This window comes from Paenarthrobacter sp. NPDC091669 (assembly GCF_044756725.1).
GTDB lineage: Bacteria > Actinomycetota > Actinomycetes > Actinomycetales > Micrococcaceae > Arthrobacter > Arthrobacter bambusae_C.
In genome coordinates this window covers 252708-278715 of the sequence record NZ_JBIVTK010000007.1, presented here as the reverse complement: position 1 = coordinate 278715, position 26008 = coordinate 252708, and the positions used below count along the sequence as shown (strand labels likewise).

The 26008-nt window shown below is 63.4% G+C and carries 25 protein-coding genes; 9 read left to right on the top strand and 16 right to left on the bottom strand.

Annotated elements, in window-relative coordinates; translation table 11 throughout:
• Window positions 1-15 precede the first annotated feature (15 nt).
• The 4 genes from ACIQLI_RS14000 to ACIQLI_RS13985 form a co-directional block, all read right to left on the bottom strand.
• Window positions 16-840: an isocitrate lyase/phosphoenolpyruvate mutase family protein gene (locus ACIQLI_RS14000; protein WP_400389403.1), complete on the bottom strand. Its 825-nt coding sequence runs from the start codon at window positions 838-840 to the stop codon at window positions 16-18.
• Between the two features lie 68 nt (window positions 841-908).
• Window positions 909-1718, bottom strand: coding sequence for an HAD family hydrolase (locus tag ACIQLI_RS13995; RefSeq protein ID WP_400389400.1), 810 nt, complete (start codon window positions 1716-1718; stop codon window positions 909-911).
• 41 nt (window positions 1719-1759) lie between these two features.
• Window positions 1760-3004 (bottom strand): type II toxin-antitoxin system HipA family toxin, encoded by a 1245-nt coding sequence (locus ACIQLI_RS13990; protein WP_400389397.1) that lies wholly within the window; start codon window positions 3002-3004, stop codon window positions 1760-1762.
• Window positions 2991-3281 carry a helix-turn-helix transcriptional regulator gene (locus ACIQLI_RS13985; RefSeq protein WP_400389550.1) on the bottom strand — a complete coding sequence of 97 codons (291 nt, stop codon included), beginning with the start codon at window positions 3279-3281 and terminating at the stop codon, window positions 2991-2993. Before ACIQLI_RS13985 ends, ACIQLI_RS13990 begins: the two co-directional genes overlap by 14 nt.
• A gap of 176 nt (window positions 3282-3457) precedes the next feature.
• Between ACIQLI_RS13985 and ACIQLI_RS13980 the strand changes: the two genes are divergently transcribed.
• Window positions 3458-4519: a glutathione S-transferase family protein gene (locus ACIQLI_RS13980; RefSeq protein ID WP_354231604.1), complete on the top strand. Its 1062-nt coding sequence runs from the start codon at window positions 3458-3460 to the stop codon at window positions 4517-4519.
• A 23-nt stretch (window positions 4520-4542) separates the two neighbouring features.
• On the opposite strand, the gene ACIQLI_RS13975 is transcribed toward ACIQLI_RS13980, so the two are convergent.
• Both ACIQLI_RS13975 and ACIQLI_RS13970 read right to left on the bottom strand, forming a co-directional pair.
• Complete coding sequence (locus ACIQLI_RS13975) at window positions 4543-5478, bottom strand: carbohydrate kinase (protein WP_400389394.1); 936 nt, start codon at window positions 5476-5478, stop codon at window positions 4543-4545.
• Window positions 5479-5518: 40 nt separating this feature from the next.
• Window positions 5519-6340, bottom strand: coding sequence for an alpha/beta hydrolase (locus ACIQLI_RS13970; RefSeq protein ID WP_089593109.1), 822 nt, complete (start codon window positions 6338-6340; stop codon window positions 5519-5521).
• Window positions 6341-6450: 110 nt separating this feature from the next.
• On the opposite strand from ACIQLI_RS13970, the gene ACIQLI_RS13965 reads away from it, so the two are divergent.
• The 3 genes from ACIQLI_RS13965 (at window position 6451) to ACIQLI_RS13955 (ending at window position 10155) form a co-directional block, all read left to right on the top strand.
• Window positions 6451-7557, top strand: a complete 1107-nt coding sequence (locus ACIQLI_RS13965; RefSeq protein ID WP_354515393.1) for a RelA/SpoT domain-containing protein — start codon at window positions 6451-6453, stop codon at window positions 7555-7557.
• Between the two features lie 22 nt (window positions 7558-7579).
• Window positions 7580-9076 carry a SulP family inorganic anion transporter gene (locus ACIQLI_RS13960; RefSeq protein WP_400389390.1) on the top strand — a complete coding sequence of 499 codons (1497 nt, stop codon included), beginning with the start codon at window positions 7580-7582 and terminating at the stop codon, window positions 9074-9076.
• Window positions 9077-9159: 83 nt separating this feature from the next.
• On the top strand, window positions 9160-10155 hold the full coding sequence (locus tag ACIQLI_RS13955) for a bile acid:sodium symporter family protein (RefSeq protein ID WP_400389387.1): 996 nt from the start codon (window positions 9160-9162) through the stop codon (window positions 10153-10155).
• Between the two features lie 3 nt (window positions 10156-10158).
• On the opposite strand, the gene ACIQLI_RS13950 is transcribed toward ACIQLI_RS13955, so the two are convergent.
• On the bottom strand, window positions 10159-11163 hold the full coding sequence (locus ACIQLI_RS13950; protein WP_400389384.1) for a LacI family DNA-binding transcriptional regulator: 1005 nt from the start codon (window positions 11161-11163) through the stop codon (window positions 10159-10161).
• 130 nt (window positions 11164-11293) lie between these two features.
• Between ACIQLI_RS13950 and ACIQLI_RS13945 the strand changes: the two genes are divergently transcribed.
• The gene (locus ACIQLI_RS13945) at window positions 11294-12547 is read left to right on the top strand and encodes a D-arabinono-1,4-lactone oxidase (RefSeq protein ID WP_400389381.1); all 1254 of its coding nucleotides are present in this window, start codon (window positions 11294-11296) and stop codon (window positions 12545-12547) included.
• A 5-nt stretch (window positions 12548-12552) separates the two neighbouring features.
• On the opposite strand, the gene ACIQLI_RS13940 is transcribed toward ACIQLI_RS13945, so the two are convergent.
• The 4 genes from ACIQLI_RS13940 to ACIQLI_RS13925 are packed head-to-tail and all read right to left on the bottom strand — an operon-like array spanning window position 12553 to window position 18194.
• The gene (locus tag ACIQLI_RS13940; RefSeq protein ID WP_400389378.1) at window positions 12553-14313 is read right to left on the bottom strand and encodes an acetyl/propionyl/methylcrotonyl-CoA carboxylase subunit alpha; all 1761 of its coding nucleotides are present in this window, start codon (window positions 14311-14313) and stop codon (window positions 12553-12555) included.
• A gap of 7 nt (window positions 14314-14320) precedes the next feature.
• Complete coding sequence (locus tag ACIQLI_RS13935) at window positions 14321-16030, bottom strand: 5-oxoprolinase/urea amidolyase family protein (RefSeq protein WP_400389368.1); 1710 nt, start codon at window positions 16028-16030, stop codon at window positions 14321-14323.
• A 6-nt stretch (window positions 16031-16036) separates the two neighbouring features.
• A complete protein-coding gene (locus ACIQLI_RS13930) occupies window positions 16037-17386 on the bottom strand; it encodes an MFS transporter (RefSeq protein ID WP_400389359.1) in 1350 nt (449 codons plus the stop codon).
• 49 nt (window positions 17387-17435) lie between these two features.
• The gene (locus ACIQLI_RS13925; protein WP_400389356.1) at window positions 17436-18194 is read right to left on the bottom strand and encodes a LamB/YcsF family protein; all 759 of its coding nucleotides are present in this window, start codon (window positions 18192-18194) and stop codon (window positions 17436-17438) included.
• Between the two features lie 109 nt (window positions 18195-18303).
• On the opposite strand from ACIQLI_RS13925, the gene ACIQLI_RS13920 reads away from it, so the two are divergent.
• Window positions 18304-19002, top strand: a complete 699-nt coding sequence (locus ACIQLI_RS13920) for a GntR family transcriptional regulator (protein ID WP_400389353.1) — start codon at window positions 18304-18306, stop codon at window positions 19000-19002.
• On the opposite strand, the gene ACIQLI_RS13915 is transcribed toward ACIQLI_RS13920, so the two are convergent.
• Complete coding sequence (locus ACIQLI_RS13915; RefSeq protein WP_354231580.1) at window positions 19003-19728, bottom strand: LysR family transcriptional regulator substrate-binding protein; 726 nt, start codon at window positions 19726-19728, stop codon at window positions 19003-19005.
• A gap of 33 nt (window positions 19729-19761) precedes the next feature.
• On the opposite strand from ACIQLI_RS13915, the gene ACIQLI_RS13910 reads away from it, so the two are divergent.
• Window positions 19762-20211 (top strand): DUF5997 family protein, encoded by a 450-nt coding sequence (locus tag ACIQLI_RS13910; protein ID WP_311212556.1) that lies wholly within the window; start codon window positions 19762-19764, stop codon window positions 20209-20211.
• 53 nt (window positions 20212-20264) lie between these two features.
• Here ACIQLI_RS13910 and ACIQLI_RS13905 read toward each other — a convergent pair whose 3' ends face one another.
• Window positions 20265-20648 carry a VOC family protein gene (locus ACIQLI_RS13905; RefSeq protein WP_400389348.1) on the bottom strand — a complete coding sequence of 128 codons (384 nt, stop codon included), beginning with the start codon at window positions 20646-20648 and terminating at the stop codon, window positions 20265-20267.
• A 100-nt stretch (window positions 20649-20748) separates the two neighbouring features.
• Here ACIQLI_RS13905 and ACIQLI_RS13900 point away from each other — a divergent pair, with 100 nt between their 5' ends.
• On the top strand, window positions 20749-21333 hold the full coding sequence (locus ACIQLI_RS13900) for a hypothetical protein (RefSeq protein ID WP_400389345.1): 585 nt from the start codon (window positions 20749-20751) through the stop codon (window positions 21331-21333).
• Here the strand turns inward: ACIQLI_RS13900 and ACIQLI_RS13895 are convergent.
• The 3 genes from ACIQLI_RS13895 to ACIQLI_RS13885 form a co-directional block, all read right to left on the bottom strand.
• Window positions 21314-22819, bottom strand: a complete 1506-nt coding sequence (locus tag ACIQLI_RS13895; protein WP_400389342.1) for an APC family permease — start codon at window positions 22817-22819, stop codon at window positions 21314-21316. The two genes, ACIQLI_RS13900 and ACIQLI_RS13895, sit on opposite strands and share 20 nt — an antisense overlap.
• Window positions 22820-22842: 23 nt before the next feature.
• On the bottom strand, window positions 22843-23709 hold the full coding sequence (locus ACIQLI_RS13890) for a universal stress protein (protein ID WP_400389339.1): 867 nt from the start codon (window positions 23707-23709) through the stop codon (window positions 22843-22845).
• Window positions 23710-23793: 84 nt separating this feature from the next.
• Complete coding sequence (locus tag ACIQLI_RS13885) at window positions 23794-25167, bottom strand: flavin monoamine oxidase family protein (RefSeq protein WP_400389547.1); 1374 nt, start codon at window positions 25165-25167, stop codon at window positions 23794-23796.
• Window positions 25168-25273: 106 nt separating this feature from the next.
• Here ACIQLI_RS13885 and ACIQLI_RS13880 point away from each other — a divergent pair, with 106 nt between their 5' ends.
• Window positions 25274-25990 carry a TetR/AcrR family transcriptional regulator gene (locus ACIQLI_RS13880; RefSeq protein ID WP_400389336.1) on the top strand — a complete coding sequence of 239 codons (717 nt, stop codon included), beginning with the start codon at window positions 25274-25276 and terminating at the stop codon, window positions 25988-25990.
• The last annotated feature ends 18 nt before the right edge of the window (window positions 25991-26008 follow it).

The window sequence follows — 26008 nt, the reverse complement described above, 5'->3', positions numbered from 1 at the left end:
GAGGCCCCTCCACCCTCAGTTCCTTTTCGACGAGTCCAACAGCCCATTGAGGAATCCGTAGTCCACGGCCTCCGCTACCGCCGTGTAGGTGCCCGTCGTGTTTAACTCTTCGGCTGCCCGCTGAGCGACGGCGTAGGCGGCTTGGGCGGTGCTGGACCCGAGGCTGACACGGGAGACGCCAAGCCTTCCGAGCTCACCAACGCTCAGCGATCCCGCGCCCACCATGACGTTAACGGGAACAGATATCCCGGCGGTCAGTGCGGCAACAGTTTCCGCGTCCGCTGCTCCAGGCACAAAGATGCCGTCGGCCCCTGCTTCCACGTACGTCTGTGCCCTTGCGAGTACTTCGGCAACCTGCTGCTCCAGTGTTCCGACGCCCGCCAGAAATACGTCGGTCCGGGCGTTGATGAACAATTCCCGGTCCGCCTCGTGGGCTGCTTTGCGCGCGGCGGAAAGCCTCTCTGCGAATTCCGCCGGGTCCCGGGCCCCATCTTCCATGTTGATGCCCACCGCTCCGGCCTCAAGTATGTCGTGGACAGTTCTCCCGACGCCTTCCAGCGTGGTGGAGAAACCGCCCTCAATATCCGCTGTTACGGGAACCTTGACGGCTTTCACGATGTTGGCAACTACCGCTATAGCGCGATCCCGGTCCAATTGGTCTCCGTCGGGAATGCCCAGCGACCAAGCGACTCCCGCGCTGGTTGTTGCCACCGCAGGCGCACCCGCTGCTTCAGTAATGACGGCACTGGCGACGTCCCAGGCGTTGCTGAGCGCAAGTGGTTTCGTGCTGGTGTGGAGAGATTTGAAATGAGCAGCAGTCTGGTGGTGTTCGATGTTCATGACTACATTCCACCAGCCGGCGCGAACTCTGGCTGGCAGGAATCGGACATCACCAGCGCAGGACCAAACTAGACCCGCAGCTCCGTGAGCTTTGCCTCGAGAACTTGGGCCACGCCGTCGTCGTCGAAGTGCGGCGCCTGCTGACCGGCCGCCAGGATGGCTTCCGGGTGACCACTGGCCATCGCGTAGCCGTGGCCGGCCCAGCGAAGCATCTCGATGTCATTGGGCATGTCCCCGAACGCCACCACATCAGCGGCTTCGATTCCCAAGGACTCGGCGTACTTGGCCAGCGTGACGGCCTTGTTGATGCCCGGAACGGACATTTCCAACATCGCCGTCCGGGGTGCTGAGTGCGTGGTGCTCACCAGATGCGCGACGGCCGGCTGAACTTCGGCGAGGAATTCGTCCGGCGTACCTTTGCGGGTGATCGCCAGGAACTTCACGACGGCGTCATCCGCCGTGAGCGTCTCAGCCAGCGGTTTTGGGGTGAATTCGGCGAGAAGCTCGCTGGTTTCGTTCTCGATGAAGCCCGGCTCAAGCTGGAAACCCGTGAGGGTCTCAACGGCGAAGAGGGCGTCGGGCCGGAGTGACTTGATGATGCGGCGTGCCTCGAACACAGATTCCGCGTCCAGGGCAGTCGAGGATAGTGCTTTCTCGGTTTCGAGATCCCACACCACGGCGCCGTTGGAACAAATCACGATCCCGCTGTGTCCCAACTGCTCCTGCAGCGGGTACAACCAGCGCGGCGGGCGACCCGTGACGAAGACGAGTTCCACTCCTGCGTCGCGGCACGCCTGGAATGCCTGGATGGTCCGGCCACTGATTTTGCCGTCGTGACCGAGGATGGTGCCGTCAATATCGCTTGCTACGAGCCGCATCATGCCAGTCTACGTGGGTACGAACAGGCCTCGGCGCCTCGCTACAGCTGCTCTGGTTCATAGTCAAAGAAGGCTGCTCTTGGAAGCACCTGCTTTCCGTAGAGCTTGTGTTTGTCCGCTTGGCTCAGGCGCGCCACCTCGGCAGCTGTATCCCAGTTCTCGCGGATACTCGATACAAGGTGGTCGATGATGTCCCGCCCTTCTGCAGCGCGAAGCCCGTATATTTCGGACTCATCTACCAATGCCTTGAAGTTGGAGACCTTCGCACCGCTATCACCACGCCCGTATCGCATTGCCTGCTCAAAGGTGTCGCCGGACCTTTGCCCCGGAGCAAGATCGTAAACCGGCGTCAGTTCCAAATGCTCACCGTCCCAAAAAGCTGCGTGGTTCCGGGCATGGTCGTCGTTGTTGCTGATGGCAATGTTCAGGGCGATGCGCCGGAAGAGTTCCGGCCCGGGCTGTGTCGCGTCAACTGCGTACTCACGCAGCACATCTAGGATCTGGGGGTAGGACACATACCTGGCATACATTTCGTCGGTCTGAGCCATGGTAAGTCCGGACACCGCATGACGCCGCCCTCCGGCCCCATCGCGGTCGAAGCGCCTGACAAGGAGAACTTCCTTGCCCAGAGAAGAGACAACCTTGCTCTCCGGCACGTTCATGCCAGCCAAGCGAGCAAGCTCGAGCATGGCGCCCTCGGCGTTCACCACGGAGAAGATCCGGTCATCGGAGGACGAGAACTTTGCCAGCCACTCACCCCCGTCTTCGTCAGTCAGCGTCGCTTTGGGGCGGGCACCTCCCAGGCTGGTGCCATGCATAATGGCCGCATCCAGACTTGGTGAAAGCTCCCCGCCAACATCGAGGATCATTGCCGCCCGTTGTAACTCCTCAAGTGTCGCGGACTCATCCCGAGGCACGTATCTTTCACGGTCAGGTTGAAAATCCAAGGCACCGAATCGGTTTGAGCTGGAGGTCAGCATGTATTCGACTTCACTGAGGGAATTGGGTGGAACGTTCTGCCGTCTTTCGATGACACCACGACCCCACCTGTCGGGACTTCCGTCCCTGAGGACGCCAGCGATGTTCAGTCCAGCTGCAGGCTCCTGGACGCCAGGCAGCAGTGGCAGTTCCGGAGCGAACAGACTTATGGCGTCCGGCCTGGACCTGTAATTCTGTCCGTAGATGAAAGTGACGAGCGGGCCGATCTGCTCCACTCTGCCGGCTACCACTGGCTCAGTTTCACCCGGCAGCCACGTCCAGACGTAGAGCTCGTTAGAAATTGTCATCGGAATTGCCGCTCCTTGGTCGTCTCACGCGGCTTGGTAGAAGAGCCAGCATCTCCTCTCCTCGATGCCGACGAATCGCAAGTTCGGCTCGGTCCTCAATACCAAAGAGGGGAACTCCCACGAGGTCTGCAAGGTCCACCATAGTGCCGACCGCCGCCCCACGACTGCCGGCCTCGGCCGCAAGAACGGTCTGCTCCGAGACATTCGCGCGCGCAGCCAACTCCTTCGCCGTCCATTTCCGGTCAATTCGCCCTTGCCTGATGAGCTGCCCCCACACAGTAAGAGCATCCTGAATGTGCGGCCGTAAAGGAACACTGCGTTTTGCCAACTTAACCTTCTTAAAACATGCTCTAAATGGTCTTAGACATATTTTATCATTGCTGACTGCCACCAGAGAAGCTTGGTGTGGCACCGCGGTGGCACAAGGTCGAGCCTGGAGCTTAGGGTGAAGTCATGAGTGAGAAGACCAGCGAAGTCGAAGAACACAGCACCCGCGGTGCGTACGTCACTGGCAGTGAGTTCACCCGGGACACGAACTACATCGAGGACCGCATCACGCGCGAGGGCACTCCTGGGCCGGACGGCGAGCCCGGCTGGCCCGTGGAGCCGGGACGCTACCGGTTGATTGCGGCACGGGCCTGTCCGTGGGCCAACCGCGCCGTCATTGTGCGCCGGCTCTTGGGACTTGAGGACGTCATCAGCCTTGGCCAGCCCGGTCCCACGCACGACGCCCGGTCCTGGACCTTCGATCTGGATCCCGACGGCAAGGACCCGGTACTCGGCATCGAACGCCTGCAGCAAGCCTTCTTCCGACGCTTCCCGGACTACCCCCGCGGCATCACAGTTCCGGCTTTGGTGGACGTCCCCAGCGGCCAGGTGGTGACCAACAACTTCCCCCAGATCACGCTGGACTTCTCCACGGAATGGACGGAGTTCCATCGCCCAGGTGCGCCCCAACTGTATCCGGAGCACCTGCGCGAAGAAATCGACACCGTCAACAAGAGAGTTTTCACCGAGGTCAACAATGGCGTCTACAGGTGCGGCTTCGCCGGGTCCCAGGAAGCCTACGATTCCGCCTACACGCGGCTCTGGAACGCGTTGGACTGGCTTGAGGAACGGCTGACCGGTCAGCGGTACCTCGTGGGCGATTCCATCACCGAGGCCGACGTCAGGCTCTTCACCACCCTGGCCCGCTTCGACGCCGTCTATCACGGACACTTCAAGTGCAACCGCAACAAACTCAGCGAAATGCCGGCGCTGTGGGGCTACGCCCGGGACTTGTTCCAGACTCCGGGCTTCGGAGACACCACCGACTTCGTGCAGATCAAACAGCACTACTACATAGTGCACGAGGACATTAATCCCACGCAGATCGTTCCTGCCGGACCGGACCTATCCGGCTGGTTGACTCCCCATGGACGGGAATCCCTGGGCGGAAGTCCGTTCGGCGAGGGCACCCCGCCAGGACCAGTAAAGGCCGGAGAGGAAGTGGCCGCCGGGCACGGGGCTGGCTAGGCCCTTGGGCTTTCGGCCCGTGGTTACGCCACTCCGTGGTTGAGCTCAGCCCGCGTGGGCGGATTCGCGCCCGCCCGCGACACCGTCACGGCAGCCGCGCGTGTTGCGTGATCCATGATGGCTGCCAGGGTCTCAGCGGGCATTGCCCTTAACGCCCCACGGTTCTGCGCACCATCCAGTCCATGGTCCACAATGGCGGACAACAACCCCGCCATGAACGAATCGCCTGCGCCTACGGTGTCCACCACGTTGACGGATGGCGCCGGAATCTGGGTCTCGCCTGCCTTGTTGATGCCCCAGGGACCACGTGAACCACGCGTCACCACTACCAGCGCCGGGCCTTCGTCGCCGCCCAGCGTCAGCCAACGGCGCGCGGATTCCACCGGATCAATGCCGGGATACAGCCACTCAAGGTCCTCGTCGGAGGCCTTGACGACGTCGGACAACGCCACGAAACGTTCGGCTTGCGTCCGCGCATAGTCAACGTCCGCAATGATGCTCGGACGGCAGTTGGGATCGAAGCTGATGGTGCTGCTTGGGTGGGCATGTTCGACGGCGGCAAGCACCTCTGCGGCGCCGGGCTCCAGTGCGGTGGCTATGGAACCTGTGTGCAGCAAGGTGGCTCCCTGCAGCATCAGCGGCAACCTCGCGGCGAGTCCGGGCAATTCCCAGGCGAGGTCAAAGACGTAGGTGGCGGCGCCGTCGTCGTCGATTGTGGCCGTGGCCACGCTGGTGGGTTTCTCATCCGGCGGAAGCGGCACCATCACTGAGCTTGAGCGGAGGTGTGCCGCCACGGAGTCGCCATAGGCGTCGCGGCCGTAGCGCCCGATGAACTGCACCGGGTGGTCAAGGCGCGCCAGACCGACGGCAACGTTGAGCGGACTGCCGCCAACGTGCGCCTCGATTCCGGACGGGCGTTGGACCACATCAACAAGAGCTTCACCAATGACTGTCAGCATGGGACAACTCTGCCAGAGGCAAGCCCCCGCGAGGTACTGTTTACGAGAGCAGTCGCTGGACCAGTTCGCGGCACTTCTTATAAGCGACGGCTTTGGGGTCGATCAGGTCGAAGTGGTCCCCGGGGACGCGGAGCAATTGGGCGGCGCTTCCGGCCGCCGTGGCTGCAGCAACGTAGGCCTCGGACTGGCTGGCGGGAACGTCCTCGTCGTCCGTGGCGTGGACGGCATATACGGGGACGTCCAGCGGCAGCGAGCTCATGGGGTCAGCGTACTTATGCCGTTTGGGGAATCTATGGGAATCCCCGCCCATGAGGTTGCAGACGGCGCCGTTGCTGAGGTTCAGCTTCTCCGCCGCGGCCAGGTTCAGGAGGCCCGACTGACTGACGACGCCGGTCAGGTGCACGGCGTTGTCCTCCGGGCTGCGCTGGAGTTGGCGATCGGCGTCGGGCGTTCCGATGTCCGAGAGCCGCTGACGTCCAGCAGCCCAAACCGCCAAATGGCCGCCGGCTGAGTGGCCCAAGGCCACTACTTTGCCGAGTTGGAGATTGTGATCACCGGCGATGGTGGACAGGTGGTCGATGCCGGCCAGGATGTCCTCGAAAGTATGGGGCCAACCACCGCCGTTGCCGGCCCGCCGATACTCGAGGTTCCAGGCGGTGATGCCGTGCGCTGCGAGGTCCCGCGCAAGAGGCTCGCCAAGCTCCGCGCCGTACTGGGACCGCCAGTAACCGCCATGGATCACAACGGCGATTCCACCGGCCAGCGCAGACGCGCCGCGATGGTTTCCGTTGGACGGTTCAGGTATGAAGAGTTCGCCCCATTGGCTGGGGTGTTCGCCGTAGCTGTACTTGTGCCGCAACATTGCGCCCTCCTTTGTACTGAGCCTATCGTGACGGTTCACTAGTTTGGCTAGAGGCACCCCGACGGCGAGTGGCTCGGTTCAGTGTCGGACCCGCCCCGTAAGCTGGGGGCATGGCAAGCAATTGGGACAGCCTGGACCAGGACCAGCGCGACGCAGTAGAAGCGAACGTGGCGCTCTATGAGCGTGTCCGCCCTGCACTGAAGCGGGTCACGCGTGATGTCCTCCTCACCTTGAGGGACATGCTGAACGACGCCGAGGTCACTCCTTTGTTTGTCACCGGACGGACCAAAACAGTGGAGTCCTTCCGCGAAAAGATTTCCCGCACCGATGATCCCTTGGAGCCGGGTGGTCCGCGTGTCCTGAAGTTCCCTGACCCATTCCGCACGTTGAACGACATGGTGGGCATCCGTGTCATCACCAAGCTGCCCGCCGAGAACGCTGCGGTGGCCAACATCATTAAGCGCCAGCGGCAGCTCTTTGACTGCCGCGGCGACCGCGAGAAGGACATCGGCTCCATCGAGTCCGGAACCTACGGCTACTCCAGCCGGCACCTCATCCTGCGCACCATCCAGAACGAGGCCGTCAAGGAGTACCAGCACGTCTTCAACCCGGACATGCCAGCCAACGGCAGTTATTTCTTCGAGTGCCAGATCCGTACCGTCTTCGCCCACGCCTGGAGCGAAATCGAGCACGACATCCGGTTCAAGGCCGAAGACCCCCGGGCATGGACGCCCCACTTCGACCGTCAGTTCACTGCAACAGCAGCCATGCTGGAGACCGTTGAAAGTGCCTTCGCTGACCTTCACGAGCGGTACGAGGAAGTCCGCAGTTACTGGGACCTTGAGGGCGAGGGCGGCTCACCCCTGACCCCCAACCGGGTCCGGGATGTCTGGCGTACGCTCTTGCCGCACGTTGACCGTAAAGTGGATGACGACTGGGGATGGGCTGCCGAATTGCTCGCCGCCCACGGACTCACCAAGACCGTGGAGCTCGCGGGCCTGCTCAGCGCCAACCGGATCACCGAGGTCCGGAAAGCCTTGGACCACCGCTACTCCCCCGGCCCCGACCGCCTCCTGGATGACCTCCTGCTGTGGCAGTACGGAACCGAACACATCGATCTCACCGCTGAGGCGCCCGACGTCGTTCCGCATCCGCGGCGCGACAGCCTCCTGCGGCGTCTGAAGCAGATTGAGCGCTACCGCCAGACTGCGCTCTAGGACAACTGCACTGTAAGGACCCATGACTCCCGAGCAACTCATGTCACTGCGGGCGACCTTCCGCTCGCCCCGCCGCCTGCTGACGGAATCCCTCGCGGGGCTCGTGGTGGCGCTGGCTTTGATCCCCGAGGCCATCGCGTTCTCGGTGATTGCGGGGGTTGATCCGCGGATCGGGCTGTTCGCTTCCTTCACCATGGGCGTAGTGACGGCTTTGGTGGGTGGCCGGCCTGCCATGATTTCCGCAGCCACTGGTGCTGTTGCGTTGGTGATCGCCCCGGTAATGAAGGAGCACGGACTCGACTACCTGATCGCGACGATCATCCTGGCGGGTGTTTTCCAAATCATCCTGGCGGTACTCGGCGTCACCAAACTCATGCGTTTCATCCCACGGTCAGTGATGATCGGCTTCGTGAACGCACTGGCCATCCTGGTGTTTATGTCCCAGATGCCTGAGCTCTTCAACGTGCCGTGGATGGTTTACCCGATTGTCATTGTGGGTCTGGTCATTGTGTTCGGGCTGCCCCGCCTGACCACTGCCATTCCAGCCCCCCTGGTGGCTATTGGTGCCATCACCTTAGTCACCGTACTGGGCAACATCGATGTTCCGACAGTCAGCGACAAAGGCGAACTCCCGGACAGCCTGCCCGGATTCTTCCTCCCCAACGTTCCCCTGAACCTGGAAACGTTCCAGATCATTGCACCCTTCGCACTGTCCATGGCATTGGTGGGCCTGCTGGAATCCCTGATGACCGCCAAGCTGGTGGACGACATCACGGACACCCGGTCCAACAAGACCCGCGTCTCCTGGGGCCAAGGTGCGGCGAACATCGTCACCGGGTTCCTCGGGGGTCTGGGTGGTTGCGCCGTCATTGGGCAGACCATGATCAACGTCAAGGGCTCCGGCGCCCGGAGCCGGCTCTCGACGTTCCTGGCCGGTGTGTTCCTGCTGGTGCTGGTAGTGGTCCTCGGCGACGTCGTGGGCATGATCCCCATGGCTGCGTTGGTTGCCGTGATGATCTTCGTTTCGCTGATCACCTTCGACTGGCACTCGATCCAGCCCTCTACACTCAAGCGGCTGCCCAAGTCCGAGACCGCCGTCATGCTGATTACTGTGGCCGCTGTAGTGGCGACGCACAACCTCGCGGTGGGTGTCGGCGTCGGCGTTTTGACTGCCATGGTGCTGTTCGCACGGCGGGTGGCCCACTTTGCGACGGTGGAGCGGAGGGAGCTCGAGCTCAACGGCGAGAATGTGGCCACGTACACCGTGGACGGCGAGCTGTTCTTTGCTTCGTCCAACGATCTGTACACGCAGTTCGATTATGCGAAAGATGCCTCAGAAGGAATAGATCGGGTGATCATCGATCTGCACGGCTCCCACATCTGGGATGCCTCCACGGTGGCGGTGCTGGATTCAGTGACCGAAAAATATCGGAATCACGGGCGCGAGGTGGAGTTTATCGGGCTCAACGAGGCCAGCATCCGCATGCGCGAGCGGCTGGCCGGGAACCTCAATTCCTGACCCAACAGCGGTTGTCTGACATATACGATCCGGTGAATGTCACGAACTCGCGGGGCGGCCGGGGTGGGTGTGAGCATGGATGAATGCTTGAGGCAACCAATACCCCGTCGAAAACCGAAGAACCCGCTGCGCCCGTCAACGCCGCCCTTGCCGCCGAAACAAGGATTGCGCGCATCGCCGTTACCGTGTTCCCACTTCTGGTGGTTTTAGCGGGGGTCCTCGGCTTCCTGATTCCGGATCTCTTCAAACCGATGGGCGTCGCGGTTCCCTACCTGCTGGGCGTCATCATGTTCTGCATGGGCCTCACGCTCACCCCGCCGGACTTTGCCTCGGTGGCGCGCCGCCCCTGGGCCGTTGCCCTTGGCATTGTGGCGCACTACGTGATTATGCCCGGCGCCGGGTGGCTCATCGCTGTCCTCCTGCAGTTGCCGCCGGAGCTGGCCGTCGGACTGATTCTGGTGGGTTGCGCACCTTCGGGCACCGCCTCGAACGTCATGGCATTCCTGGCCAAGGGCGATGTGGCCCTGTCCGTGGCCGTCGCCTCGGTTTCCACGCTGATCGCACCCCTCGTGACCCCTGCCCTGACACTCTTCCTGGCCGGCTCTTTCCTGCACATCGAAGCCGGCGCCATGGTGATGGACATCGTGAAGACAGTGCTGCTGCCGGTGATCGCAGGACTGTTGGCCCGCCTCTTCCTCTCGAAGCTCGTCGCAAAGGTTCTTCCCGCACTGCCGTGGGCATCTGCCGTCGTGATTTCGCTGATCGTAGCTATCGTCGTTGCGGGAAGTGCCGGCAAGATCGTCGCGGCAGGCGCCATCGTTTTCCTGGCCGTCGTTCTCCACAACGGTTTCGGTCTGGGCTTGGGTTACCTCGCGGGCAAGCTCGGCCGACTGGACGACAAGGCACGCCGCGCCCTCGCGTTTGAGGTTGGCATGCAGAACTCCGGCCTGGCCGCCACGTTGGCTACAGCGCACTTCAGCCCCTTGGCCGCACTGCCGTCAGCCGTTTTCTCGGTGTGGCACAACATCTCGGGCGCGGTGGTGGCTGCCTGGCTGGCGCGCCGCCCGCTGAAGGACTAGCTCCTAGGGCTGCGTGGTGCCTCGGTGGTGCAACTTCCACGGCGAGGCAATCCGGATGCCCTCGGCCGGCGTGATTCCCGCCAAGCGATCGAGCAGCATCCTGACCACCTGCTCAAAAATTGGGTCCGGCCCAACAGTGGTCAGGGCCGGGTCATACTCCTGGCCCTCGGTGGAGTTTCCTACGCCGACAATCTGGATATCCTCAGGGACCCGCAGGCCCAGGCGGTACGCGGCACGGATGGCTTGCAACGCCTCCATGTCGTCCGTGCAGAAGATGGCCGTGGGCCGGTCCGGCAGTTGGAGCAACTCCAACGCCGACTGGTACGCGGTGGCAGGGTGGTGCTGCGACGTCCTGACCAAGGACTCATCCAGGGGTATGCCCGCCTTCTCCAACCCGGCAGCATAAGCGGCAAAGCGGCTCTTGGGCCGGCCGGCCGGGTCTGCCCTGCGGACGCACGCGATTCTGCGGTGGGACGTCGCCAGGAATTCCATGCACTCCGCGAGCCCTTCATCGGTTTCGGGAGCCAGGACATCAAATCCGGCGGGCACCATGGTCCCGGAGATCACCACTTGGGCGACGCCGCGGCGGGCCAGCTCGGTGACGGTTTCGTCGTCTGACTTGGCCTCGGGAAAGTAGCCGATGATGACGCCATCGGCACCCCCGGACATCATGAACTTCCGCCAGTCGTCGCCCAGCAGGATCACCGGCTGGTATCCGTGCTCCGGGAGGATCCGGGTCGCCGCCGTGGCGAGGGCGCGGTCCCAAGGCCAATCGAGGTTTCCGATAGCCACGGCAACCACGTCCGTCTTACCCCGACGCATGCCACGGGCCGCTTGGTTGGGCACGTAGCCGAGCTCCTTAACGGCCGCCAACACCCGGTCCTGCGTGGGTTGGCTGATCCGCGTGGTCCCGCCGTGGCGGCCGGACAGCACGTAGGACACAGTGGTCAGCGATACGTCAGCCGCCTTCGCAACGTCCCGGATGGTGGGCTTGGATCCCTGGCTCACGTGCAGCTCCTGGTAGACAGCGGGTTTCTTGAACTCTATCGGCAAGGATTGGACACCTCTTGACCCGGCTCTTTGTGAACGCTCACAATTTGTTGGGAGTCCGTAAAACGCCAGATGGGAAGATCATTCAATGAAGAACTGGGCAGGAAACCTCGAATACTCCTCCGCAGAAGTGCACCGCCCCGCCTCGGTGGCCGAACTGCAGGAGCTCGTGGCAAACGCAACCAAGATCAAGGCCCTCGGCTCCAGGCACTCCTTCAACACAGTGGCCGACACGGACGGGACCCACATCCTCCTCGACGCCCTTCCCCAGGAAGTTCTGTTGGACACCGCCAAGGGCACAGTCAAAGTCAGCGGCGGCATCAGCTACGGTGCCTTGGGACGCGCGCTCGAGGATCAGGGCTACGCCGTCCACAATCTTGCGTCGCTCCCCCACATCTCGGTTGCCGGCGCCATCCAAACCGGCACGCACGGCAGTGGGGTCAACAACCCCTCCCTCGCTGCCGCCGTCGTGGGTGTTGACCTGGTGCGCGCCTCCGGCGAGCTGGTGACACTGACCGCGGACGACGACGAATTCCTCGCCAGTGTGGTGGGCGTGGGAGCCCTTGGCATCGTCACGGGACTTGAGCTGGCAGTCCGTCCGAGCTACGAGGTGCGGCAGCGGGTGCTCACCGGGCTTTCATGGGAGGGCGCCTTGGCGAACTTCCACTCCATCGCCTCCAGCGCCTACAGCGTCAGCTTCTTCACGAATTACACCGGAGACACCATCCCGCAGGTCTGGTTCAAAGCACTCGACTCCGAGGCTCCCCTGCCGGACCTCTTTGGAGCAACCGCAGCGACCACGGCCATGCACCCGCTGCCGGACATGTCGGCCGAGAACTGCACCGAGCAGCTGGACGTCGCCGGGAAATGGCTGGACCGCCTGCCACACTTCCGCCACGAATTCACACCGAGCAACGGCGAGGAGCTGCAGAGCGAGTTCCTTCTGCCGCTGGACCAGGCGCCCGCTGCCTTGCAGGCAGTCCGCGCGCTTGCAGGCAAGCTGGCCCCGCTGTTGTTCATCTCGGAAATCCGCACCATTGCCGCTGACGAGTTCTGGCTCAGCCCGTTCCATCAGCGGCAAAGTGTGGCGCTGCACTTCACGTGGAAGCCCCTTCAGTCCGATGTGGAAGCAGTGCTCCCGGAGCTTGAGGAAGCTCTGCGTCCGTTCGGGGCACGCCCGCACTGGGGCAAACTCTTCACGCCCGGGCAGTACGACTTCGCCGCGCTCTACCCGCGGTTCGAGGATTTCCGCGCCTTGGTTCAGGCAAACGACCCCACAGGCAAGTTCCGCAACAGCTTGCTGGACAGCGTGCTGGGTATTTCAGCGGCGGCACACGCCTAGCGGAGCTAGTGGATGTGGGCGAGCACGGCGCCTGCGGTGACCACTCCGCCCGGTGCGGACAGGACTTCGGAAAGCGTGCCTGCCCGGTGGGCGGGAACCTGGGTTTCCATCTTCATGGCTTCAAGGACCACCAAGGGGTCACCCGCGGCGACTTCTTCACCGGGTTCCACCAGCCACTTCACTACTGTGCCGGCCATGCTGGAGACGAGCGCGGATTCGGCTGGGGAGCCGCTGCCTGAGACAGAACCCGGCAAACCCTTCACGTCTGACGCCGCAGGAAGGCCTTGCCCTGATCGGGCCCAGCCGTCCAGCAGGTCAGCGGGAAGTCCCACGGCGAGGCGTTTTCCGTCCACATCCACTGTGATGGTTCTGCGCTCACCTCCCGGGGCGGCCACGTTGTACTCGGGATCCACCGGGATCTGGTCCGCGAAGTCGGTTTCGATCCATCGGGTGTGGACCCGCATTCCGGCAATGGACGTGAAGTCTTCGGATTCCAGAACCGCGCGGTGGAACGGCAGAACGGTGGGGAGGCCGGTGATGTTGATTTCGGCAAGGGCCCGGCGCGCGCGGCGGAGTGCCTGCTGGCGGTCAGCTCCGCTCACGATCAACTTGGCCAGCAGGGAGTCGAACTGGGGCGCCACCAAGGAACCGGAACGGACGCCGGTATCCAATCGGATGCCGGGTCCCGTCGGTGCTTCGAACAACGCAACGGTGCCGGGCGAGGGAAGGAATCCACGGCCGACATCCTCTGCGTTGATGCGGAACTCGAAGGAGTGCCCACGTGCAGCGGGGTCCTCGGTGATGCTCAACGGCAGACCGGCAGCAATGCGGAATTGCTCCTGGACAAGGTCAATCCCCGCGGTTTCCTCCGTGATGGGGTGCTCAACCTGAAGCCGGGTGTTGACCTCCAGGAAAGCCACGGCACCGTCGGCTGACACCAGGAATTCCACTGTCCCGGCACCGTAATAGCCTGCTTCGCGGACAATGGCCTTGGAACCCTCGTAGATTTGCTGCCGCTGTTCGTCGCTCAAGAAAGGCGCCGGAGCCTCTTCCACGAGCTTTTGGTGGCGGCGCTGCAGGGAGCAGTCGCGGGTTCCCACCACCACCACGTTGCCGTGGATGTCCGCGATGACCTGCGCCTCCACATGCCGCGGCCGGTCGAGGTACTGCTCCACGAAGCACTCGCCGCGGCCGAACGCAGCCACAGCTTCACGCACTGCGGAGTCGAAGGCTTCCTCTACTTCGGCGAGCTCACGAACCACTTTCAAGCCGCGGCCACCGCCACCAAAGGCCGCCTTGATCGCAATGGGGAGGCCGTGTTCCTCGGCGAAAGCGCGGGCCTCCGCCGCAGAGGACACGGGACCGTCGCTGCCGGCCACCAAAGGTGCGCCGGCGCGGACGGCGATATCGCGCGCCGTGATCTTGTTGCCCAACTGGCGAATCGACTCCGGTGAGGGGCCGATCCACTTGAGTCCGGCGTCGAGCACTGCTTGTGCAAAGTCAGCGTTCTCGGACAGGAAACCGTAACCGGGATGGACGGCGTCAGCGCCGGATTCCTCGGCAACATGCAGTAGCTTCCCAATGTTCAGGTAGGTATCAGCCGGCGAGTTGCCGCGCAGGCTGTAGGCTTCGTCGGCAGCACCAACGTGCATGGCATCGGCGTCGATGTCTGCATAGACGGCGACTGACTGGATGCCGGCGTCGTCGCAGGCTCGGGCGACGCGGACTGCGATTTCGCCGCGGTTCGCGATCAGGACCTTGCGCATCACATACTCAATTCTCTGGGGTCTTGGTAAACGTCGTGGTGAAGTCCGGCGCATCCGGAACGAGGCGGAAACGGATCCGTCCGCCGATGGGAACCTGGGCAGCGAGGTCGAGGTGTTCGTCACGCACCACGCCAATCACCGGATAGCCGCCTGTGATGGGGTGGTCCGCCAGGAAGAGGACGGGCAGCCCCGCGGGTGGAATCTGCAGGGCGCCGGCCATGGTGCCCTCGCTGGGGAGCTCGCCCTCACGGGTGCGCCGCAACGGGGTTCCGTCCAGGCGCATGCCCACGCGGTTGGACTGCGGCGTGACCAGCCAGTCCTGGCCGCAGAGGGAATCAAGCGCTTCCTGGTCGAACCAGTCGGCACGTGGTCCGGGAACGACGTCAAGTACCGTGACGCCATGGCCGGGGAGTCCGGGGAAATCCGGTTGGAGTTCGGGGCTTTCCACTGCAGTGGATGCGGTGGCTTCACCGGCCGGGAGCTCCTGGCCAACTGCCAAAGGCGCGGGACCAATCCCGGACATCGTATCGGCGGACCGGCTTCCCAGAACTTCCGGGGCATCAACGCCGCCACGGATCGCTACATAGTTCCGGAATCCCGATTCGGGAGCCCCGATGGTGAGCACTTCGCCGTCGAGCAGCGCGAAGGGCGCGGCCATGGGGACCGTCCGCTGAGCGCCGGGTTGGACGTAGCCGTCGTCGTCGGATCCTTCAGAATCAACCCACGACGGCGACTCGACGGTCAGCGTCGTCGGCGCACCCGCCACAGCAATCACTTGGTCACCGATTGCTTCCACCGTGAGTCCGCCGTTGACGCTCTCGATGGCTGCAGCCGAAGAAGCGTTCCCCACCAGCCGGTTGGCCCGGCGCAGCGATGCCCGGTCCAACGCACCGGCAGCAGACACTCCCAGCGGACCGTAGCCCCGGCGGCCGAGGTCCTGGATGAGGCTTTGCGCCCCCGGATTCAGGACCCGAAGCCCGGACCCGGTGTGACGCTCCTTGTCGGAGTCCCCGGCCGGGGAGTCTCCGGCTGAGGTTTCCCCTGCCGAGTGGGCGCCGGCCGACACAACCTCGCGGACGGCCTTGTAATGCACACGGTCGCCGGGCCGAACCAAGGCAGGCTGGGCACGGTCAAGGTCCCACATCCGCGCCCCGGTCCGGCCAATCAGCTGCCAACCGCCTGGTGAACTGCGGGGATAAACGGCCGAGTACTGGCCGCCGAGGGCAACAGATCCAGCGGGAACAGCTGTCCGCGGGGAAGAGCGGCGCGGAACCGTGAGGACCTCATTTTCGCCCACCATGTAGCCGAAGCCGGGTGCGAAGCCCGCGAAGGCAACGGTCCAGATCTGGCTGGTATGGGCGGCTATGACGCCGTCCACGCTCAGGCCGGTGAGCTCCGCGACGTCGGCGAGGTCGTCGCTGTCGTATACGGTCTCGATGACCACCAGCCCGGAGTCGGTGATTTCGGGAGCGATGAGTTCCAGCTCGAGCAACCGGGCGCCGATGGCGCGGGTGGCGGCTGCGGACTCGCCCACCACCATGACAGTTTCGGCGGCGGCAAGAACGTCCACTTGTCCCGGCAGCGGGGACTTGTTGAGCATGTCCTGCAGGGCCAGGACGTCCTGCAACCCGTCCAGCTCAGCCAGCACGGCACGGGTGCCGACGGGCCTGACAGAGCGAACCCTTTTTGCGGTGGCTGCGTGCATCACGGTTTCCATTTTTCGCTACGCCGCCGGCTGAGCGTGCGTCCCCTGCATCAAACGGACGTCTTCTTCCGGTTTGGGGTCGCGACCGAGGAGCATTCCCACGATCGTCACAACAGAAGCGACGAGGATGTACACAGCGATCAGGTACCAGCCGCCACCTGCCGCGCCGTAGAGAGCGGTGAAGATGATGGGTGCCACTGCTCCACCGATCACACCTGCCAAGGTGTAGGCCAGCGAGCTGCCGGCGTAGCGGAGGCGTGCCGGGAACTGTTCGGTAATGAAGGCCGCCTGGGGTCCGTACATAAAGGCGTGCAGGGCCAGGCCGATGACGGTACCGACGGTCAGCATGGCGACGGACTTGCCCTGGATCATCAGGAAGAACAGCGGGATATAGGCGGCCGTAGCAGCTGCAGCAATGCCGTAGACCCAGCGACGGTTGAAGCGGTCCGTCAACGCACCGGCCAACGGGATCAGGAAGAGCTGGAAGGCGGAGCCGATCAGGATGGCGGACAGGACGTTGCCCGTTGTCATGCCCAGTTCCTTGGTGGCGTAAACGGCGACGAACACCGTGAACAGCGCGTAAAGGATGTCAGGGCAAACCCGGGACAGCGCTGCGGCGACCAGTGCCTTGGGCTGAGTGGTGAAGACTTCCTTGATGGGAGCCTTGGGACGATCACCGTGGGCTTGGATGGCCTTGAACACCGGGGTTTCTTCCAACTTGAGGCGGATGACCAGGCCGAACACCACCAGCAACGCGGAGGCCAGGAAGGCTACACGCCAGCCCCAGGAGAGGAAGGCCTCTTCGCTCAGCGAGGCGGCCAGGATGGCAAGGACACCATTGGCCATGAGGTTACCGGCGGGCGGGCCGATCTGTGCTGCGGAGGACCAGAAACCCCGCTTGTTGGGATCGCCGAATTCGCTGGACAGCAGTACTGCACCGCCCCATTCGCCGCCAACGCCGATGCCCTGCGCCAGGCGCAGCAAGACGAGGATGGTGGGAGCCGCAACGCCGATCACCGAGTAGTCGGGCAAAGCGCCGATCAGGACGGTGGCGACACCGATCAGGACAAGCGTGAAGACCAGGACGTACTTGCGGCCGATCTTGTCGCCCAATCGGCCGAAGATGACGCCGCCAATGGGACGGGCCAAGTAGCCAACCGCGAAGGCCGAGAAGGAGAGCAGCAACGCGACAAATTCGTCATTGCCGGGGAAGAAGATCTTGGGGAACACGAGGGCCGAAGCCACCGAGTAGATGGCGAAGTCGTAGTACTCAAGCGAGGTGCCGGTGAGGCTGGCGACGTACGCCTTGATGGCGCCGGCCGGTGGCTTCCTTGTCACGGCCTTGGCTGCCTTGTTGGTGCTGGTCATGGTTTCCTCCGGGGGTGAGGGATGTAGTGCTGGGCCTGAATGGAACGGGTTAGAGGAACGAGCCGACGGTGACGCCGGCCTCGCCCAAAGCGGACTTCACTGCGGTGGCCATTGCAACGGCCCCCGGTGAGTCACCATGCACGCAAATGCTCTCTGCGCGGATTTTCAGGATGGAACCATCAATGGTCTTGACGGATTGTTCGGTGGCCATGCGCAGGACGTGCTCTGCCACTTCAGCCGGATCATGGAGAACGGCGCCCGCCTGTGAGCGGGAAACCAGCGTTCCATCCGGGTTGTAGGCACGGTCCGCAAAAGCCTCGGCAATGCCTCGAAGACCTGCTGCTTCAGCGAGACGCAGTACTTCGGAGCCCGGGAGGCCGAGAATCGGGAGGTTGGGGTCCACCGACTTCACAGCTTCGACGACGGCACGGGCCTGCGCAGTGTGCTTCACGATCGCGTTGTAGAGGCCACCATGGGGCTTCACGTACTGGACGCGTGCACCGGCGGTGGCCGCCAGAGCCTGCAGGGCACCAATCTGGTAGACCACATCATCCGCCAGCTCCCTGGGGTCGATGTCCATGAAGCGGCGACCGAATCCAGCGAGGTCGCGGTAGCCAACATGGGCGCCAATAACGACGCCGGCCTTCGCCGCCTTTTCGCAGGTGTTGCGGATGACGCTGGGGTCGCCAGCATGGAATCCGCAGGCAACGTTTGCGCTGGAGACCGACTCGAACATGGCTGCATCATTGCCGAGTGTCCAGCGCCCGAAAGACTCTCCGACGTCGCTGTTCAGATCGATGATTGCCATGATGTGATCCCTGCCTCGTGATGTGCGTTACATCTAGGATGCCTCAATCTGCTGGATTGTTCAACAATCCAGCGATCCAAGTTTTCGGCAATCGTGTAATTTTGGTGTCATGGCCAGTGCAGATCAGGAAATAAACGAACCCGCTGGCCTCAATAGCGCGCGGGCCCGGGTCCGGATGAGAGTCCCGTCCGTTGCCGAGAGGGTCGCCGAAGAACTGCGCTACCAACTGGCCGAAGGTTTCCTGGTCCCGGGAGCCAAGTTGACCGAAGCCACCATTGCTGAGGATCTGGGCGTCTCCCGGAACACGGTCCGCGAAGCATTTGCTGAGCTGGCCGGTGAACGGCTGCTCCTCCGCCAGCCCAATAAGGGCGTTTTTGTTGCCACCCTTGAAGCAGGCGACATTCACGACGTTTACACGGTTCGCCGCGCGATCGAGGTCAGCTCCATCCGGGCGGGCGGTTCACCGGAACGCATTGCTGCCGTCAGGGCCGCCGTCGACGAGGGGAAGCGGGCCGCGGCAGCCAAGGACAACGAAGGTTTGGGAAGCGCCAACCAGCACTTCCACGGCGCGATTGTTGCCCTCGCCGAGAGCAATCGACTGAACACGATCATGGCCCAGATTCTGGCCGAGATGCGCCTCTACTTCCACAAGGCCACTTTGAATGCGCACTTCTACAGCGACTGGCTCACGGAAAACGAGCACATCTGTTCAGCGCTGGAGGCGGGTGAGCTGGAACGGGCCGGCGACCTTCTTTTGGCCTACCTCAACCGTTCAGAGCAGCAACAGACCGCAATTCACGGCGCGTAGCTAGCGCTTGCCCTTCTTGCGCGAACCTTTACCCCGGCCCTTGTCGGGATTCGGGGCGTATCGCTGCGCGACCGCAGGCTTCTTGGGGCCTCCCCCACGGCGATCAGGCTTGGGCTCCTTCTTGGGCTTCTCCTGCTGGGCCGAGGGTTGCCGAGAACTCTGCGCGGTCCGCCCACGCACAATTCCAATGAACTCCTCGATCACGGGGCTGTCGGTTCCAACCAGCCACGCCAGGCCGATCTGCGTCCCGGGAGCGCCGGTCAAGCGGCGCATGACGGTGTCTTTGGCGTTCAAGTGCCGTGCAACTGACATCGGCAGGATCGCCAGCCCAGCACCGGACGCGACAACTTGGAGGGCCATGTCCGGCCCGCCCATTTCCTCGATGTCGAGGAAGTTCTCCTCGGAAAGATCATCGAGGGCCACCTCTTCGAACACGGAGATCTCGTGCCCCTTTGGAGCAACCACCACGGGCTGCTCTTCATACAGGGGGATGACGTTCAGGCCCTCCCGGTCCACGGGCAACCGAACGAAGCTCAGGTCGGCGGAACCGTCATGCAACACCGAAACCTGGGCGTCGTCGTCGGACATGAACGAGTGCAACGGAAAGTTGGGCATGCGCTCTTCCCACCGCCGTATCCATTTCCCAGGGGTCACACCCGCAACATAGGCGAAGCGGAGGCCGGCAAGGGGCCCGGTTGTTTCGGCGGATTCTTCAGCGTCTGGCACACACTCACAGTACCGGCCAGATACCCTTGAAGCATGACGTCCTCGAACTCCCAGTCCATGAAGCCGGCAACAGTTGCCAAGAAACTCGGCATCTACCTGCCCGCTACACCCCAAGAGTTCCAGGATTCGTCCATTACCCGTGACGAATTCGCCGAACTCCAAGCCAATCCCCCGGAATGGCTCGCCGAACTTCGCCGCAACGGCCCGCACCCCCGCCCGGTTGTCGCGCAGAAGCTGAACGTCTCCATCAGCGGCCTCGCCCGCGGCGGCATTGAAGATGCACTCACGACGGCGGAAATCACCGAGCTGCTGCAGGCTCCGCCGCAGTGGCTGGTCACCGAGCGCGCCACCCACGCTGCTGTGCGCACCGAAGCCCAGCGGGTCAAGGATGAAGCCACCAAGAAGGCCGCCACCAAGGAAGCGCGGGACAACGCTGCCGCAAAGCGCGACGCCCCGAAGACCTCCAAGCGCGACCACGCTTAAGTCTGTGTAAGTTGTGGCCGGGACCAGTGGTCCCGGCCACAACTGTTTTAAGTTCAGTCCTGGTGAAGCTGAATGAAGTTGCCGCACCCGTCGTCGAAGACTGCGCTGACGCCTGAAGGATCCTCCGACGGTTCACCCTGGAACGTCACACCGGCGGCAAGCAAACGCTCATACTCAGCCTGCACATCGGGCACGCCGAAGGTGATCGCGGCCAGGCCGGACTCGTGGAGAGCGTTCATGTAATTCGAGGCGATGGGGTTGTCGCTGGGTTCCAGCAGCAGGCCGGGCGAAGTGCCGTTGTCCGCGCCGGGATCCTTGATGATGAAGAGGTTGTACTCGGGCATGGCCATCAAGGTCTCGAAACCCAGCGTCTCGGTATAGAAAACATGGGCCGCTGCAGGGTCTTTGACGTGGATGCTGCACATTTTCAGTCTCATGCTGCCTAGGCTACGCCCGGGGGCAACATGACCCCTCGCGCCCACGCAGCCACTGCCGCATACTGAATTCAAAGCAGCGAATTCGCCTGGAGGTGGTCCGATGCCCGCCATGATGCTCCTGTGGGGTGTTGCTCTGGTTCTTGCAACCGCAGCAACCACATATGTCCTGCACAGGAAACTGACCCAAGGCCGCGGCCCGGAGCCGGACGGCATCTTCTGGGACGTGTTCGGAGGGCTGGTGGTCATAGCGCCCGCCATCCTCGTCCCTGCCGTGCATTGGTCGCCGGCCGGGATGATCATGATTTTCGTCGGCATCGCTACTGCGGCCGGAACCCTGCTGAGCATCCGCAGAGTGAAGCGCCTCCACGCAGCTGAGCCCCGCCGTCGTGCTGGTTTCCCGGACGACGCAGCCCGCCACGAAAGCATTCTGGAGCAGTGGCGCCAATACGAGCTGGATCCTGCGCGGACCATCGACTTCCCGGCCATGACAGACGTGAGGGCTGCCGAAACAGCGGCGCTGACGCGGGCCATGCGGGAGGCCGAGTACTGCAAGGTGACAGCCGGGACTGACTACCGTGCCGCCGTCGAGCGTCTGGCCCAGGCCCTGGCAACAGCCGAACGGGCAGCGGGTGTCCCCGCCTTAACCTCCCCGAGATGGCGCAGCCCTACAGAACCTTGCCCTTGAAGAACCCGGGCCGCACCCTGTACATCACCAGCATGATCACTACGCCCAGCAGGATCACGCCCATTCCCAGGACGAACACCAGCCCAACGCCGCCCACGGATGAGCCCGAGCCGTACTCCGGATCCATCGAGTCCATGGCCGTCTTGACGAACATGACCAGCAGGATCACTCCGCCAACAAGAGGTGCCAGGAACTTGAAGAAGAACGAACGCGCACCGCGGAATGCCTCGGCCCGGAAGAACCAGACACAGGCCAGCGCTGTGATGCCGTAGTAGAAGCAGATCATCATGCCCAGAGCTGTGATGGTGTCCCACAGCGCATTCTCGGACACGGTCCGGGTGATCACGTAGAAACCGGCGGCGGCGATCGCAGCGGCGATGGTCGCGAAGCTGGGCGACTTGTACGTGGGGCTGATCTTGCCGAACTTCGGCGAGATGGCGCGGTAGTGGCCCATCGCCAGCATGGTGCGGGCCGGGGAAACGAACGTCGACTGCAAAGATGCCGCGGAGCTGCTCAGAATGGCCAGTGACATCAGGATCGCGAAGGGACCCATCACCGGACCGGCAAGCACGGCGAAGATGCTGGACTGGTTTTCCGGGTTTCCGGCACCCAATCCGGTCTCGCCGACGCCGGCGAAGGAGAGGGTAGCCAGGGCAACGGTCATGTAGATGATTACGATGACCAGCACCGTGATGGTCGCGGCGCGGCCTGGGGTTTTCTCCGGGTTTTTCGTTTCCTCGTTCATGGTGAGGGTGACGTCCCAGCCCCAGTAAATGAAGATCGAGAGCGACACACCTGCGGCGAATTGTGAGAACGAGTCCACGGCGAATGGGTTGAACCAGTCAGGTGAAATAGCGGTGGCGTCGAAGGCCGTGCCGTTTGCTACGTGGGCGAATGCGGAGACTGCGAACCAGCCCAAGACCAGCAGCTGGAAGGCCACCAGCACGTACTGAACGCCCTTGGTGGTCTCCATGCCGCGGTACGAAATCCAACAGGCCAAGGCGATGAACACCAGCGTGGTGGCGATGTTCAGCGGAAGGATCTTGCTGAGCTCACCCAGTTCCGGATTGCTGAAGATCTGGGCGAGCATCAGGTAGAAGAAGTCCACCGCGACGGCCGCCAGGTTCGACAACACGATGATTGTGGCTGCGATCAGCCCCCAGCCGCCCATCCAACCGATCCACGGACCAAAGGCGCGTGTCGCCCACGTGAAGGAGGTACCGGCGTCGGGCATTGCGTTGTTCAATTCCCGGTAGCCCAGCGCCACCAGCAACATGGGGATAAAGCCCACCAGGAAGATGGCGGGCAGGTGCACACCCACTTCAGACACGGTGGGGCCCAGGGCCGCAGTCAGCGTATAGGCGGGCGCGATGCAGGAAACACCGATCACGACGGCGCCGATGAGGCCCACCGATCCGGCCTTCAGCCCCTTTTCACTCAGGGCTGGCGATTCTTTCGACTGGACCGTCTTTGGTGCAGTTGACATGGGTTTTGCCTCTCAGGCGATGTCTAGGCGCTTCTTCGCGAGTAGTCGCGGGGAACCACGATCATGGGTACAGGGAGGGCACGCAGTATCCGGTTTGCGGTGGTGCCAAGGAAAGTTGCCCGCTGCTGGGCCAGGCGGCTGGAACCGATCAACAGGATTTCGCCGTCTTCCCAGTCGAGTCGGTCCACGGCTTCTTCGATGGTGCGGCCTTGGGCGACGACGATCTCGGGCTCCGGCAGCTGCGAACCTGCCGGGGAACCGTCGACGGCGGCAATCCGGTCGGCGGCATGCATCCACGCCGCGTCGAGCAGCTGAGGCGAGTCACCGCCGTCGAGCGCCAACAGGGAGACGAGCCGCAATGGAAGGCCACGGTCCCGCGCGGACTCCACTGCGACGTCGAGCAGTTCATCGGCGCCCGGGCGCGTTCCGAAACCGCAGCTCAGGCGCGTGATGGGCTCCGTGCGCCGGTATCCGTGAGGCGCCAGAGCCACCGGAACCGGCGACGAATGGAGCAGCGAACTGGCTACCGAGCCGATGGTGAACCGCTTGAGCAGGCCACCGTTGGTAGCGCCGATGACCAAGGCGGCCGCGTCCATCTCTACGGCAGCATCGATCAGCGTTTGCGCTTCGGAGTCGCCGCGGCGGATGTGCGCGCGGGCGGTGACGTCGGCTGGAACCAGCGCAAGGCCTTCGTCCAACCAGCGCTGCGCTTGCTCGTTGAGGATGTCGTTGTAGCCGGCCTCAGGCGGGTAGACGGCGTTGAACGGGGAATCTTCCGGGATCACCAGGACCAGATCCAGGCTGACATCGTGGTTCCGGGCCAGCGCAACGGCAAGGTGAACGGCGTCGTGCCCCCTCGCGTTGGCGGTGTAGCCCACTACGTAGCGCATGGTGGTCCTTTCAGTGCTTAAACAGTGGAGCCGGCAGGCCGGGGAATGGTGCTCCCCCGGCCTGCCGGTGCGGTTTCACAGCGGTTAGACAGCGACCGAAGCCAGCTTGTTGGCTTCCACAATGCGGGCGGCGGTTGCCTGGCCCATGCGGACTGCGCCATCAACGTGCTGGTAGCCTTCGGCTGCAAGGTCGGACGAGGACCAGTAGATCGGTCCAACGTTAGCGTGCTGGTCCTTGCCGTAGCGGTGCAGGCCACCGAGGTCGTAGCTGGAGGCGTACGCGCCGCGGGTCCACTCTTCGGAGCCCCAATCGGACTCGTAGTAGACCTCAGGGGTCAGTGCCTTGTCGCCCAGGAAGCCGGCGATTGATTCCAGGATCGCTTTCTTGCGGTCTTCAGCGCTGAGCTCGAACACGGCGTCGGCCTTTTCGTCGGACACGAAGCCCACCAGGGTGCCGCGGGTGTCGCCGTGGTTGGTGTTGTCGTAAACCTCCTGGACCAACGCGCCGGCGCTGAACCCCGTGCCGGAGAGTCCTTCTTCGCGCCAGAACGGGGTGTCGTACACGGCGTGGACCTTGATGACCAGGCCCAGGGACTGGTGCTGGTGCATCTGGTGCTGGCGGCGCGGCAGCGGGGGCTCGAACGAGACGCGGGAGTACAGGTTCGGCGGCACAGCCATGATCACGTACCGCGCATTGACGGTTGCCTGCTCGGAGACGACAGTCACGTTGTTGTCGTCCCACTTGATGGTGCGGACCGGGCTGTTGAGGACGACGTCGTTACCCAACTCGCCTGCCTGCAGCAAGGAAACCTGCTGCATACCGCCGATGACGCGCTTGTCCAGGATGAAATCTTCATCGGTCAGGTGGCTGAAGGACCCGGCGGAGGCGGCCATGAGCACTGCCTGCAGAGCGGAGAATGCGTGGGCAGGCTTGGTGAGCATGCCGCCGGCGATGAAGAGGCCAATGTTGTTGCAGGCCTCCTCGTCGTTGGAGTTCCGGCGGAGCCAGTGGTGGAAGGAGATGGTGTCCAGCTCGCGTGCCTTGGGGTGTGCCCAGGGCTCGGTGGGGCCGATCTCGGCGGCGAGGCCGTCCAGGATGGCAACGAGTTTGTCCATCTCGGCCTTGGTGGTTTCGTTCACCGGGAAAGTGTCACCGGTGTACTGCGTGCGCTTGCCGTCTGCGCCGATGTAGACGGACTCGCCGTCGCGGTAGCGTGAGTACATTTTCAGTCCGAGCTCGTCCAGCAGCTCCATCAGGACCGTCTGGTCCGGGGAAACCCACTGGCCGCCGATTTCCAGCATGGCGCCGTCGATGGTGTCGGTCCAGGTGCGGCCGCCCACGCGGTCGCGTGCTTCGAGCACTGCGACGCTGAGTCCGGCCTTTTTCAATTCGCGTGCGGCCGTCAACCCCGACGGTCCGGCGCCGACGATCACAACGTCGCGATCAAGATTCTGCATGTTGTCCTCTCCGTGGCCGTCCGTGGTGGCTGACCAGTAAATGAATGCCATTCATTTATGTCCATGGTAGCGCTGGAGTCAGCCGCTGTGAAGTCCCGGTGGAATAATGCTGGGGACACAGGCAGCAGAAAGGCTACCGATGCCCGCACCAACTCCCGCTCCTTCCGCCGGCCCTGCCGGTTCTGTGCGCCGCCGCGCCGGTCGACCGACGGCGGCGATCCTGGACCAAGACGGGATCACGACGGCGGCACTGGAGTTGATCAGCACCAAGGGTTACAACGGACTCACTATGGCGGCACTGGCCCGTTCCCTCGGCGTCGCGCCGTCTGCGTTGTACAACCATGTGGCCTCCAAGCACGACGTACTGCTGCTGGTGGAGGACCACCTGGCGGCAATGGTCGACGTCTCCGCTTTCGGGGTGGAGCCGTGGGACGCTGCCGTGCGCCGCTGGGCCTGGTCCTACCGCGACGTTTTCTCGGAGCATACGCCGCTGATCCCTGTTATTGCAGTACTGCCAGTGGCCAACGCCCCCAAGACGTTGGCGATGTACGAGGCCGTGACCGCCGGCTTCCGCGACGCCGGGTTCCCCGAGGAGAAGATCATCTCCGCGATCGTCGCCTTGGAAGCGTTTGTGTTCGGCGCCGCTTACGACGTCAATGCGCCTGAGGACATTTTCGACGCCGGCAGCCTGGCTGAGCAGGTCCCCAACCTCACCGCCGCGGTGGACCGGTTGGCCAAGGAAAGGCACGCGCTTCCCACTGACATTGCCTTCAGCCTGGGCCTTGAGGCGTTGATTACGGGGTTCGGGGCGCTGCGGGGGTAGGTGTTGCTTTGCTGTGGA